The 12,374-nt window shown below is 28.4% G+C and carries 14 protein-coding genes; all 14 read left to right on the top strand.

Translation table 11 applies throughout. The features are described 5' to 3' along the window. The first annotated feature begins 1 nt into the window (after position 1). The 14 genes from V8G69_RS04745 to V8G69_RS04810 all read left to right on the top strand — a co-directional run bounded on the left by V8G69_RS04745 (position 2) and on the right by V8G69_RS04810 (position 12,342). The gene (locus tag V8G69_RS04745; protein WP_394880662.1) at positions 2 to 826 is read left to right on the top strand and encodes a sulfotransferase family protein; all 825 of its coding nucleotides are present in this window, start codon (positions 2 to 4) and stop codon (positions 824 to 826) included. Continuing rightward, positions 816 to 1,688 (top strand): glycosyltransferase, encoded by an 873-nt coding sequence (locus V8G69_RS04750; protein ID WP_394880663.1) that lies wholly within the window; start codon positions 816 to 818, stop codon positions 1,686 to 1,688. The genes V8G69_RS04745 and V8G69_RS04750 overlap by 11 nt, the downstream gene beginning before the upstream one ends. A gap of 34 nt (positions 1,689 to 1,722) precedes the next feature. Beyond that, complete coding sequence (locus tag V8G69_RS04755; protein WP_394880664.1) at positions 1,723 to 2,574, top strand: DUF5672 family protein; 852 nt, start codon at positions 1,723 to 1,725, stop codon at positions 2,572 to 2,574. After that, on the top strand, positions 2,567 to 3,373 hold the full coding sequence (locus tag V8G69_RS04760; protein ID WP_394880665.1) for a glycosyltransferase family 2 protein: 807 nt from the start codon (positions 2,567 to 2,569) through the stop codon (positions 3,371 to 3,373). Before V8G69_RS04755 ends, V8G69_RS04760 begins: the two co-directional genes overlap by 8 nt. Beyond that, positions 3,374 to 4,213: a glycosyltransferase family 2 protein gene (locus V8G69_RS04765; RefSeq protein WP_394880666.1), complete on the top strand. Its 840-nt coding sequence runs from the start codon at positions 3,374 to 3,376 to the stop codon at positions 4,211 to 4,213. Then, positions 4,210 to 5,220 (top strand): hypothetical protein, encoded by a 1,011-nt coding sequence (locus V8G69_RS04770; protein WP_394880667.1) that lies wholly within the window; start codon positions 4,210 to 4,212, stop codon positions 5,218 to 5,220. Before V8G69_RS04765 ends, V8G69_RS04770 begins: the two co-directional genes overlap by 4 nt. Before the next feature lie 9 nt (positions 5,221 to 5,229). Continuing rightward, positions 5,230 to 5,943 carry a glycosyltransferase family 2 protein gene (locus tag V8G69_RS04775; RefSeq protein ID WP_394880668.1) on the top strand — a complete coding sequence of 238 codons (714 nt, stop codon included), beginning with the start codon at positions 5,230 to 5,232 and terminating at the stop codon, positions 5,941 to 5,943. 4 nt (positions 5,944 to 5,947) lie between these two features. Continuing rightward, positions 5,948 to 6,763: a glycosyltransferase family 2 protein gene (locus V8G69_RS04780; protein WP_394880669.1), complete on the top strand. Its 816-nt coding sequence runs from the start codon at positions 5,948 to 5,950 to the stop codon at positions 6,761 to 6,763. Next, positions 6,756 to 7,643, top strand: a complete 888-nt coding sequence (locus V8G69_RS04785; protein ID WP_394880670.1) for a glycosyltransferase family 2 protein — start codon at positions 6,756 to 6,758, stop codon at positions 7,641 to 7,643. Before V8G69_RS04780 ends, V8G69_RS04785 begins: the two co-directional genes overlap by 8 nt. A 4-nt stretch (positions 7,644 to 7,647) precedes the next feature. Next, the gene (locus V8G69_RS04790; RefSeq protein ID WP_394880671.1) at positions 7,648 to 8,592 is read left to right on the top strand and encodes a glycosyltransferase family 10 domain-containing protein; all 945 of its coding nucleotides are present in this window, start codon (positions 7,648 to 7,650) and stop codon (positions 8,590 to 8,592) included. Then, positions 8,582 to 9,382 (top strand): FkbM family methyltransferase, encoded by an 801-nt coding sequence (locus tag V8G69_RS04795; RefSeq protein WP_394880672.1) that lies wholly within the window; start codon positions 8,582 to 8,584, stop codon positions 9,380 to 9,382. The genes V8G69_RS04790 and V8G69_RS04795 overlap by 11 nt, the downstream gene beginning before the upstream one ends. Positions 9,383 to 9,387: 5 nt before the next feature. Next, entirely contained in the window at positions 9,388 to 10,293 is a 906-nt protein-coding gene (locus V8G69_RS04800) for a glycosyltransferase (protein ID WP_394880673.1), read from the top strand. A gap of 217 nt (positions 10,294 to 10,510) precedes the next feature. Next, positions 10,511 to 11,473, top strand: coding sequence for a glycosyltransferase family 2 protein (locus tag V8G69_RS04805; protein ID WP_394880674.1), 963 nt, complete (start codon positions 10,511 to 10,513; stop codon positions 11,471 to 11,473). 35 nt (positions 11,474 to 11,508) lie between these two features. Next, complete coding sequence (locus V8G69_RS04810) at positions 11,509 to 12,342, top strand: glycosyltransferase family 2 protein (RefSeq protein ID WP_394880675.1); 834 nt, start codon at positions 11,509 to 11,511, stop codon at positions 12,340 to 12,342. Positions 12,343 to 12,374 lie beyond the last annotated feature (32 nt).

A 12,374-nucleotide genomic window follows, 5' to 3' on the forward strand; every position in this document is an offset into this window, starting at 1 on the left:
TATGGACTTTTTTATTTTAGGCAATCCTCGTTCTGGAACAACATTGCTTCGTTTAATGTTAAATACGCATTCAAATATTGGAGTACCTCCTGAATGCGGGATGATACAATGGTGGTTTAAAAAGTACGGTGAATTTGGAACTGATAATACAATTGATAAAAGCGAATTTATTAATGATATTTATTCTTCTAAAAAGATAGAAGATTGGAATTTAACAAAAAAAGATATTTCAGAAGTTTTTAAAAATAATCCTAAGAGTTATGCCAATGTTTTCGATATTTTATATAGAAACTATACAGGTAAAGATATTATAGGAGATAAAAACAATTACTACATACATCATTTACAGGAAATACATAAGATATATCCTGATACAAAGTATATTCATTTGGTAAGAGATGGCAGAGATGTTACTTGTTCTTATTTAAAATTAAAAACTTTAGATCAAGGATTAAAGTATTTGCCGAAGGTGTCAAATAATATAAGTGAGATTGCAAATGAGTGGTGCAGTAATATTATAAAAACAGATGCATTTATAGAAGATAAAAATGCTTTTATTGTTAAGTATGAAGATTTACTTGTAGAGCCAGTGAAAACATTAACAGCACTTTGTGACTTTTTAGGACAACGGTTTGAAACTAAAATGTTAGAATATTTTAATTATAGCAACGAACCTAAGTCAACCTTAAACTGGAAAGAAAAAACATTAGAGCCTATTGATAAGAGTAATTTTAATAAATTTAAAACCATATTGACACAAGAGCAAATACATGAGTTTAATGGCATTGCTTATAGCGTGTTAAAAAAATATAGATATGTTACTTAGTGTTAGATTACAAACCTATAATCACCAAGATTTTATAGAGCAAGCGCTTCAAGGAATAGAAGACCAAGAAACGAGCTTTAATTTTGAAGTTGTTATTGGTGATGATTTTTCAACAGACAATAATGTTAAACTTATTAAAAAATTTATCTCTAACTCTAAGAACTCTAAAATTGAATATAAGTTACTTGATAGAAAAGAAGGTGATGCTTATTGGAAACAGCGACAGAAAAAAGGAAGGCTCTGTAATTTTATTAATATTCTAGAAAATTGTAAAGGAAAATACATTGCCTTACTTGATGGAGATGATTATTGGACAGACCCTTTGAAATTGCAAAAACAGGTTGATTTTTTGGAGGCTAATGCAGAATATAGTATTTGTTTTCATGAAGTTGATGTTTTAAAAAATGAAGTATTAGAAGCAGATGACATATCTGTAAACATACCAGAAACAACAACTATCTTGAATTTGGCCAAAAGGAATTATATGCATACCTGTAGTGTGGTTTATAGAAATAATGGACTTGATACACTCTCTAAATATTTTAAAGAAGCCCTAGTTGGTGATTATTTTTTGCATTTACTTAATGCGCGTACTGGAAACATAAAATGTATAAATAGTAAAATGGGTGTTTATCGTAAACATGAGAAATCCGTTTGGTCATCTAAGTCACAAAAGGAGCAAAATTTACTTTGGGTTTCTTTTTTAAAAAAAATCAAGCCTCATTTTAATACTGATGTTCGTAAAATACTTGATGCCCAAATTTGCTCTGTTTTAAATGTTTCAGTTCAAAAGAAAGAGCCTAAAATTAAGACAAAAACTAATTTTATACATAAAATCAAAAAGTTATTCAAAGCAATCTGACTGAGTGTAATGAATTAATGTGAAAATTAATAGTATGACTAAAGATCAAATTTGTATTGTTATCCCGATTTACAAGGAAAAATTGAATGATTTCGAAGTTCAGTCGGTAGGGCAATGCATTAAAACACTTTCAGATTATGTTATTCATTTTATTTGTTCGGATAAATTAGATCTTGATTTTTATAAACTTAGGTTTCCTGAAATTGAACATTATATTTTTTTTGATTCTAAATATTTTCAAGACGTAACAGGATATAATTGTTTAATGTTAAGTCCTGAATTTTATAAGGCATTTAAAAAATTTAATTACATGCTTATTTATCAAACGGATTGTTTTGTATTTAGGGATGAATTATTATTATGGGCCAATAAAGGATATGATTATACTGGTGGAATTTGGTTTGACAATTATCATGATGACCCTAGTTTTGGGGCTAAAATATGGCATGCAGGAAATGGAGGCTTGTCGTTGAGAAAGGTAAACAAAATGATTTTAATATTAACATCAAAGAAACCATTGAAGTCTTTGAGTGAGTTAATAAAAGAGAAAAAACAATTGGAGAATAAAAGAAAAATAAATTTGCTTAGAAAACTCTCTTTATTGACTAATAGTTTTTTAGGGTATAAAAATAATTTCAATTATTTTGCATCAACCTATAATATTAATGAGGATGTTTTTTTTATGGAAGCCTGTTTAATTTTTAAAAAAATAACAACACCTAAAGTAGAAGAAGCATTAAGTTTTTCATGGGACAAACATCCACAATTCCTGCATGAAACATATGGTTTAATACCCTTTGCTTGTCATGCTTGGTTTAGAGACGACGGTCATTATAAAGGTAACCGTGAATTTTGGTTAGATATAATCTCGAAAAATAATGAATAGTCCTTTTTTTACATTAATTATACCTACGTATAACATTTCTGAATCTATTGGAGCTACATTAGACAGCATAATTAATCAGACCTATAAAAATATAGAGGTTTTACTTTTGGATTCAATTTCTCAGGATCATACTTGTGAGATTGTAAAAGAGTTTCAAAAAAAATGTTCATATATTCATTTGATTTCAGAAAAAGATCAAGGCGTTTATGATGCCATGAATAAAGGAGTTGAATTAGCGAAAGGAGACTATTTGTTTTTTATGGGAGGAGATGACGTGTTTTATGACACCAATACTTTACAACAGGTTTTTAATAGTATTAATGAAGGTGATGATTTTATTTATGGGAATGTACTGTTTAAGGAAAGTAAGCTACTGTATTCTGGTAAGTCTAATTTGAAAAAACTTATTTATGATCAAATAAGTATTTGTCATCAGGCCATTTTTTACTCAAAACGTGTTTTTGAGCTAATTGGAAATTTTAATTTAAAATATTTTATTCATGCCGATTATGATTTTAACATAAGATGTTTTATAGATAATAAATTAAGGATAAAATATATAGACCAGATTATTGCCGTTTTTAATGAAACTGGGTTAAGTGGTACCAAATCGAATGCAGACGGTTTTCATACAGAATTGACCGAAAACTGTTTGTATTCAAAATATTTAGATGATTATTTGGTAAATGAAAATGCAAGATTAAAAAGGCAAATGAATCAATTAAGGCATTCGAAAACTTTTAGAATTGGAACATTTTTATTAGGGCCACTTAAATTGTTACGAAAAACAAAAAAGTAAATGAAACAAGCTCAAACCAATATAACTTTTTCAATAATAATACCAACTTTAAATTCAGAGAAAACCATTGAGAATGCTTTAATGAGTCTTGCCAATCAATCCTATACAAATTTTGAGGTCTTGATTATAGATGGATTTTCTAAGGATGGCACTTTAAAATTAATAGCCCCTTTTAAAAGTAATGGTTTGAATATAAATGTTATTTCGGAAGAAGATAAGGGTATTTATGATGCGATGAACAAAGGTATTGACAAGGCTGTAGGAGAATGGCTTTTTTTTATGGGTAGTGATGACACCCTATATGACCAAGATGTATTAAAGTATGTTGCTACATTTATTACTAAAACAAAGCATTATATAATTTATGGAAATGCTAAGATTGTTGGAAATACTAATTGGGCCAATGACGGTGATATTTATGCAGGAGAGTTTAGTTTAGAGAAACTTTTGAATCAAAATATTTGCCATCAGGCGATGTTTTATAAGACTCAATTTATAAGGAAAAGTATAGGCTATTTTAATTTGTCTTATAAGAAGAGCAGTGATTGGGATTTTAATATACGTTGCTGGGCCAAAGCCACATTTGATTATATGGATTTGATTGTTGCCCATTTTTTTGCTGGGGGGTATTCATCCAATATTCATGATGCCTCTATAGAAACTGACTTTGTTGGAAACGTTTTAAAATATTTTAAGATATCACCCTTTCACCCTTTGGTTAATAGGCCAGATTTTATTTATTATAACCAAGTGCTTATTAAGCAAAACGAAGATTATACTTTTAGACATGCCTTTGAGTATTTGAAAAAAATGACATCAAAAAGAATAAAGCGTTTATGAAAGGATTTCCTTATATAGCATTTACCATTTGTTCCAATAATTATTTGGGTCAAGCACTTGCACTAAAACAATCGTTTTTAAAACATAATCCAAATTTTGGGTTTTATATTATTTTAGTGGATCAATTTTCAGATAAGGCAGATTATTCTGCTTTTGAACCTAGTACGATTATTACAATAGCTGATATAGATGGTGTTGACCTAAAAGACCTTATTTCTCGATATTATATTATTGCATTAAATACCTGTATTAAACCTAGTGTTTTTAAATATTTAATAAACAAGCACCCAAGAGTAGAAGCTATTTACTATTTGGATCCGGATTTATATTTTTTTGATTCGATATCAGGCTTAAATGATAAGTTAAAAACAAAAACAGCTGTATTGACACCTCATATCCTAACGCCAATACCTAGAGATGGTAAATTACCCGATGAAAATATATTTATGAAGTATGGCATTTATAATTTAGGGTTTTTAGGATTAAACGCAAAAAGTAAAGAGACAAAAACCATGCTTGACTGGTGGGAAGAAAGAACTCTGAAATTTGGTTATGATAAAGTAAATGAAGGTTATTTTGTAGATCAGTTATGGATGATTTATGCCCCAATTTTTTATAAAGATATTGAAGTATTGACTACTTATAATTATAATATGGCCCCTTGGAATTTGCATGAGCGCCGTATTATTAGTATTGATAATGGTAACATATTGCTCAACGATCAAAGTCAATTGGTATTTTATCATTTTAGTAAGCTAGCAGAAAATGACACTGATATTTCAAGGGATTTTAATCGTTTTAATTTGGATGATTTCCCGTTACTAAAAATGTTGTATAATCAATACAAAGATGTTTTAATGACATGTCGTTATAATGATTATAAAGATATACCAAATGCTTATCCTGTGTCTATGCGTTTAAATGAAGATTCTAAAAAAACATCAATGCTCCAAAAAGGAATGAAGAAATTGGGGCACTATATTTTAAAACTAGCACGTAAAGTTTAATTCTGATATATGCTAATATCTATTGTAACTGTTAATTATAACAACCTAAAAGGTCTCCAAAAAACCACTGCAAGTGTTTTGGAACAGACCTATAATACCATAGAGTATATTGTTATTGATGGTGGTTCAACTGATGGAAGCAAAGCTTTTATTGAAAAGCAGCAAGACCACCTTGCCTATTGGGTAAGTGAGCCTGATCATGGAATTTATCATGCCATGAATAAGGGTGTTAAGGTTGCCAAAGGTGACTATGTTTTGTTTTTGAATAGTGGCGATTCTTTTTTTTCCAATAATGCTTTGAGTCATTTTCAACCTTATGTTTTAAAGGATTTTCCGAGAGCTATTATTTATGGTAATATTCAAGTGATATCGCATACCAAATGGATTAAGACCTATCCTGAGGTATTGGATTTTAAGTATTTTGTGAAAGACACTTTGCCCCATCCAGCTACATTGATTTATAGACGTTGTTTTACTGATTTTGAATATGATGAAGATTTAAAAATAGTTTCAGACTGGAAGTTTTTTATGATTGGTATCTGTAAAAAGAAGTTTACTTATCAGTATATTGATGCCGTTATCTCCAACTTTAATTTAGATGGTATTAGTTGTACCTCGCCTGATTTAGTAAGACTTGAACGTGAAAATGTATTGCGAAATGAGTTTTATTGGCAACTTATGGTTTATAAAATAAAGCTCTATCTTAAACGCTTATTAAATTAATTTTATGAAAGTTTCTGTTATTGTCCCTTGTTATAATCAGGCCCAATACTTGGACGATGCCTTACAATCGGTTTTAAAACAAACTTATAAGGATTGGGAATGCATTATTGTTAACGATGGAAGTACTGATCATACTGAAGAAGTGGCAAATACGTTTTTGAAATTGGATAACCGATTTAAATATATAGACATTAAAAATGGGGGTGTAAGTCATGCCAGAAATGTAGGCATTAAAGAAGCTAATGGCGACTATATTTTACCATTGGACGCAGATGACAAAATTGCACCAAGCTATATAGAATTAGGATTAAAAGAATTTGATAAAGATAATGCGTTGAAAGTTGTTTATTGTGAGGCCAAATTTTTCGGGAAATACAATAAGCTTTGGAAATTACCCAATTATTCTTTTAGGGAGTTATTAAGAAATAATATTATTTTTTGTTCTGCCCTGATAAAAAAAGACGATTTTGTTAAGAGTGGAGGGTATGATATAAATTTATCTATAGGTCTTGAAGATTGGGAGTTTTGGATTAATTTTTTAAAAGATGGCGGAAAAGTATATAGAATTCCAAAAGTTTGTTTTTATTACCGAATAAAAGAAACATCAAGAAATGTTGAGATTTCTGAAAATGATTTTGAAGAGGTTCTTAAATATATAAGTATAAAACATTCTGAATTATATGTGCATAATTTTGGTTCTTTTCCTTCTTTATTGGAACAAAACAAAGAATTACTAAAAAAGAATAAACGATTAACAAAAGCTAATAAAGCAAACATTGTTCAAGTTTTAAAAAGGTTAAAGAAATATTTTTATGGATAACCCTTTAGTTTCCATTTGTATCCCTACTTATAATGGTGCTCAGTTTATTGCTGAAGCATTAGATTCTGCCATTGCTCAGACCTATCCTAATTTAGAAATTATTATTTCGGACGATGCCTCAAGTGATTATACGTTAGATATTATTGAAAGTTATAAGTCTAAAACAGAAATTCCAATTAAAATATATAAACATATCCCAAATGGTATTGGAGCTAATTGGAACCATTGTATTAAAAAAGCCAATGGGAGTTATATAAAATTTCTGTTTCAAGATGATATTTTATATCCAACTTGTATTTCCAAAATGGTAAAAGTGTTCGGAAATAATGTAAGAGTTGGTTTAGTAGCTTGCAAAAGAGACATTATTATAGATAAAACTTATTTAAATGACGAAACAGAATCATGGATTGAGACCTATGGGGATTTGCAAGAGCACTTAAACTTACCAATAGTTGATGGTATTCAATATTTAGACAAATCTATTTTTAAATCTAAATTATTTTTAAAAAGGCCTCAAAATAAAATTGGAGAACCTACAGTAATACTTTTCAGAAAGGAGATTGTAAAAGATATTGGTTTTTATAAAGAAGATCTATTTCAAGTATTGGATCTTGAATTTTATAATAGGGTTTTGAGAAAATACAAAATTGCAGTTTTGGATGAAAAATTAGTTGGATTTAGATTACATATTAATCAAGCAACAAATTTTAACATGATTCATGTGAAATCAGATCTCTTAAAATACGATGCATTAATTTATCAACACTATTTTTATCTACTTAATAAAAACATACAGTTGAAATTATTAAAAAAGCACCATCCATTAATTAAACAACTAGTTAAAATAAAAAGAGGCTTTAAGAATTATTTTAAGTTTTAAGACCATGGAGATAAAGATAAATTTTACAGACTTTTGGCCTGATTTCGATAAGAAGGATAATTATTTTTATAATTTACTAGTTCAAAAATATACTGTTGTTATCGATGAAAATCCAGATTTACTTTTTTTCTCAAGTTTTGGTAAAGATTATTTAAAATATAAGTGTAAAAGAATTCACTATACCGGAGAAAATTTTAGGCCTAATTTTTATTTAAGTGATTTTGTATTTTCTTTTGATTATCTCTCCAGAAAAAATCATTTTCGATTGCCTTTATATTCTTTATATATAGAGCGCCATAAAGGGTATAAAAATTTTTGGCTCAATAAGAATGAAGAAACATTAAAAAATATTTGGGCAAAAAAGAACAAATTTTGTTGCATGGTTGTGTCTAATCCGAAGGCTAAAGATCGCATAAAATTTTTTGAAAATTTGTCGAAGTTCAGACAGATAGATTCTGGTGGGGCGGTATTAAATAATGTGGGCGGTAGAGTTAAAAACAAAATGGAATTTATAAACGATTACAAATTTGTTATAGCTTTTGAAAACGCCTCTTTTGATGGCTATACAACCGAGAAAATATTAGAACCCATTTTGATGGATTGTATCCCAATTTATTGGGGCAATAAAAAGATAGATTTAGAATTTAATACCAAACGCTTTATAAATTTCCATGATTTTGAATCGGAAGAAGAGCTTTTTAAAAGGTTAGAGGAGATAGAATCCAATCCAGATTTAGCTTTAGAAATTTTAAAAGAGCCCATTTTTGCCAAAGACAGAATTGATTATGAGACTGAAAAAACACTAGTTTTAGAACATATTATAAATGTTATTGAGTCAAATAAAAAGCCAATAGCCCAAACATATTGGCCAGATGTTTATAAATTAAAGAAAAAATATTATCTGTTTAGAGAAAGATTAAAAAATCGATTAAAAAGACATGTACATTAAAAAAGCCTTAATTAAATTTATAAATTCATTTTTCAAAATTTTCAATATTGGTATAACTAGTTATTCTAAACTTGAATCGTATAAAGAACTTAAAAATGATATTAAATTAATAAATAAGAGATTAAAGAAAGTTGATAGAGTTAAATTTAATACATATGTAAAAGATTCAAAGGCACAATTATATCAAGATTTAGTAGTGCTAACTGAATTAAATTTTAAGCAAGGAGGATATTTTGTTGAATTTGGTGCAACAAATGGAATTGATTTGAGTAATACCTATTTATTAGAAAAAAAATTATTTTGGGATGGTATATTAGCTGAACCAGCAAAATGTTGGCAAGAAGAGTTAAAAAGAAATAGAAAATGCAACATTGAAACTGATTGTGTTTGGAAGGATTCTAATTCAACAATTAGTTTTAATCAAGTTGAGATTGCGGAATTATCTACAATTAATACTTTTAGTAATTCTGATAATAATTATAAATTAAGAGAAAATGGTAAGAATTATAATGTAAATACAATTTCATTATTGGATTTGTTAATAAAATATAATGCACCAAAAACAATTGATTATTTATCAATTGATACTGAAGGAAGTGAATATGATATATTGAGGAATTTTGATTTTAGCAAATATCAATTTAATATAATAAGTTGTGAGCATAATTATAGTTCTGATAGAGAAAATATTTATAAGCTTTTAACGAGTAAAGGTTATGTTAGAAAGTATTCCAGCATTTCAAAATGGGATGATTGGTATTTTAGAAAAGACTTAAATAATAACCTTTAAAAATTATGCTAGCGATAGTTATTCCTTATTATAAATATTCCTATTTTAATGCTACTTTAGATTCGTTGGCAAATCAAACAGATAAACGGTTTAAAGTTTATATTGGTGATGATGCAAGCCCTACAAACCCTTTGGCATTGTTGGAGACCTATAAGCATCAATTTGATTTTGTATATAAAAGGTTTGCTTCTAATATAGGAAATGTATCATTAGTTAAACAATGGGAAAGATGTATTGATCTGTCAGCTAATGAAGAATGGATCATGTTATTAGGAGATGATGATTATATTAGTGCAAATTTTATTGAAGAGTTTTACAAGCAGATTGGAGACATACATGCCTCTAACGTACATGTAGTTAGATATGCTACTCAAATTGATAAAATGGATGATAAATTATCAAGAGTGTTTATGCATCCTAAAATTGAAACGTCCCCAGATTCGTTTTACCGCAATATTTTTAATTCCTCCAGAAGCTCTCTTTCAGAGCATGTATTTAAAAGAACAGCCTATTTAAAGCATGGCTTTAGAGACTTTCCATTAGCTTGGGGAGTTGATGATTTTGCATGGCTAGAATTTACAGAGTTTAAAAATATTTATACCATAAACGAAGCCATTGCCTATATAAGAATTTCTTCTGAAAGTATTTCAAGAAAAGGCTATAGAGAAGAACAAAAACTAAAAGCGAAATATCTTTATTTTACATTAATTATTGAAAAGTTTATCAACAAGTTTAAAAAAGAACAGCATTACAAATTATTTAGATATTATGAAAAACTTGTATATCGTTCCAATACTATTTCATTTAGATTTTGGTTTTTACTAAGTAAATTTTATTTAACAAATGCTTATGTTTTGCAATTTTTTAAATTTCAGATACGAGTTGTAGTAAATAAATTTTTCAAATCTTAATAGAACCCTATTCTTTTTTAATTTCCTAAAAAATAATTAGCCGTTGTGTATTTTGAATAAAATTTGTCAGTTCGAATTTTCTATCAAAAATCACTCGAACTGACATTCGATTGGGTTAGATTATTCAAAAAGAGCAACGGGTTAATTGATTCATTCATGATTTTGGTTTGTTCAACCTGTATTATTATGCTATTTTTATTGAATCTATAATTAAAAGATGAAAACGCCTTTAGTTTCTATTATTATCCCTACCTACAACCGTGAGCATTTAATAGGTGAAACCTTAGATTCTATATTGGCCCAAACCTATACTAATTGGGAGTGTATTGTAGTAGATGATGGCTCAACAGACAACACCATGGCACTTTTAGAAGCCTATTGTAAAAAAGATACCCGGTTTCAATATCATCATCGACCAAAAGATTTGCCAAGAGGAGGGAATGCAGCTCGGAATTATGGATTTGAAGTAAGTAAAGGAGCATATATTAATTGGTTTGATAGTGATGATATCATGTTGAAGGAGTTTATAGAAAAAAAAATGCAGTTATTACATTCAGAACATATAAAGGCCATTATTTGTTCGGGATTTTTAACAGACCCTAAATTGAATATTTTAAGACCAACAGCATATTTTAATGAAGGGAATTTATTTAAAGCATTTACTTTAAGAAAATCGGATGTATTGACACCTTCCATTTTATTTAAAAGAACAGCCTTAAATTCTAGAGAGTTGTTCAATGTTAATTTAACAGATGCCCAAGAGACCGATTTTTTTCATAGATTTCTTTTTAATTTAAAAGCAGATGAGTATGTATATGTTGATGACAAATTATTTTTATACAGAAAACATGATAATTCTATTGGGAGCGATAAAATAGGAAGCTATAATTTTAAAAATAGATTTTCGCAAAGTTATGTTGAATATGAAAATCTTAAACGCGTTATAACTATCGGTGATAGAGACATGATACATTTTATTTATAAAGCGTTGTTAAACCTGTTATTTCTTGCAATGGATAATGAAGATAAAAACACTTATAATTTTATTTTAAAAGGCATTAGAAAGTATTATAAAGATATAGGAGTTTTTAAATATGGGTTGTTAATTTGTTATTTAAAAGTTGTTTTGAGTATTCATATTAGGAGTTATAGATTAGAAAAATTAATAAGAAAGCGATAAGTATTTTAAAATGAGTAGTAAATAAAAGTTAAAACATGAATATAAGTGTTATCATTCCTACTAGAAATAGAATACATTATATTAATCAACTAGTTGAGGATTTATTACACCAAGATATTTCTGATTTTGAAATACTTGTTGTAGATCAATCGGAAAACCCAATTGAAATTAAAAATTGTAAGCATATCGTATTGGATTCAACTGGACCTTGTGTTTCTAGAAATATTGGGGCGAAAGAAGCTCAAGGTGATATTTTAGTTTTTTTAGATGATGATGCCAGAATTGAACCGAATTTTATTCGTGAAATTACACATCCTATAATACATGATAAATTTGCTGCTGTTGCAGGTGCAAATTGTGATATTAATGGAAATTATTTGTCAAATAACAATGATTATTTTAATTATAAAGTTGACAATTTTATAAAAGCATTAACTAGAAACCCAAACTCTAACACATCTAGAATCTGTATTTCATTTCCAGGATGTTGTTCGGCTATATTAAAAAACGTTTTTGATGAAATTGGAGGATTCGATGAACAATTTGATCCTACTGGGGCAGGGGAAGATAGGGATCTTGCTTTAAGGCTTTTTAATAAAGGTTATATGACCTGGTACAATGCCAACGCTAAATTGTATCATATAGGGGCGACTACCGGGGGATCGAGAGATGTTGGTAGCAGAACTTTAATGTTGGATGTTCATACTTACCTGATGTGCAAAAAATATTTTTCAATAGAACTGGCCAATACATTAAGGAAAACGATATTAGAAAGTTACCGTAGGAGTTTTTTTAAATCACTAATTACATTAAATTTAATCAGGACAAAATTTAAATTATATTGTAAAGCAAAAAGCTTATTGAAATAAAGAAAATATGTTTTATTTGAATAATAAAACAT

This window comes from Gaetbulibacter sp. M235, assembly GCF_043876835.1.
In the GTDB taxonomy this organism is placed as follows: Bacteria; Bacteroidota; Bacteroidia; order Flavobacteriales; family Flavobacteriaceae; genus Yeosuana.

Excerpts from the sequence above, each read along its gene's own strand:
- V8G69_RS04745 (WP_394880662.1), top strand. The coding sequence starts at position 2 with ATGGACTTTTTTATTTTAGGCAATCCTCGTTCTGGAACAACATTGCTT.
- V8G69_RS04750 (WP_394880663.1), top strand. The coding sequence starts at position 816 with ATGTTACTTAGTGTTAGATTACAAACCTATAATCACCAAGATTTTATA.
- V8G69_RS04755 (WP_394880664.1), top strand. The coding sequence starts at position 1,723 with ATGACTAAAGATCAAATTTGTATTGTTATCCCGATTTACAAGGAAAAA.
- V8G69_RS04760 (WP_394880665.1), top strand. The coding sequence starts at position 2,567 with ATGAATAGTCCTTTTTTTACATTAATTATACCTACGTATAACATTTCT.
- V8G69_RS04765 (WP_394880666.1), top strand. The coding sequence starts at position 3,374 with ATGAAACAAGCTCAAACCAATATAACTTTTTCAATAATAATACCAACT.
- V8G69_RS04770 (WP_394880667.1), top strand. The coding sequence starts at position 4,210 with ATGAAAGGATTTCCTTATATAGCATTTACCATTTGTTCCAATAATTAT.
- V8G69_RS04775 (WP_394880668.1), top strand. The coding sequence starts at position 5,230 with ATGCTAATATCTATTGTAACTGTTAATTATAACAACCTAAAAGGTCTC.
- V8G69_RS04780 (WP_394880669.1), top strand. The coding sequence starts at position 5,948 with ATGAAAGTTTCTGTTATTGTCCCTTGTTATAATCAGGCCCAATACTTG.
- V8G69_RS04785 (WP_394880670.1), top strand. The coding sequence starts at position 6,756 with ATGGATAACCCTTTAGTTTCCATTTGTATCCCTACTTATAATGGTGCT.
- V8G69_RS04790 (WP_394880671.1), top strand. The coding sequence starts at position 7,648 with ATGGAGATAAAGATAAATTTTACAGACTTTTGGCCTGATTTCGATAAG.
- V8G69_RS04795 (WP_394880672.1), top strand. The coding sequence starts at position 8,582 with ATGTACATTAAAAAAGCCTTAATTAAATTTATAAATTCATTTTTCAAA.
- V8G69_RS04800 (WP_394880673.1), top strand. The coding sequence starts at position 9,388 with ATGCTAGCGATAGTTATTCCTTATTATAAATATTCCTATTTTAATGCT.
- V8G69_RS04805 (WP_394880674.1), top strand. The coding sequence starts at position 10,511 with ATGAAAACGCCTTTAGTTTCTATTATTATCCCTACCTACAACCGTGAG.
- V8G69_RS04810 (WP_394880675.1), top strand. The coding sequence starts at position 11,509 with ATGAATATAAGTGTTATCATTCCTACTAGAAATAGAATACATTATATT.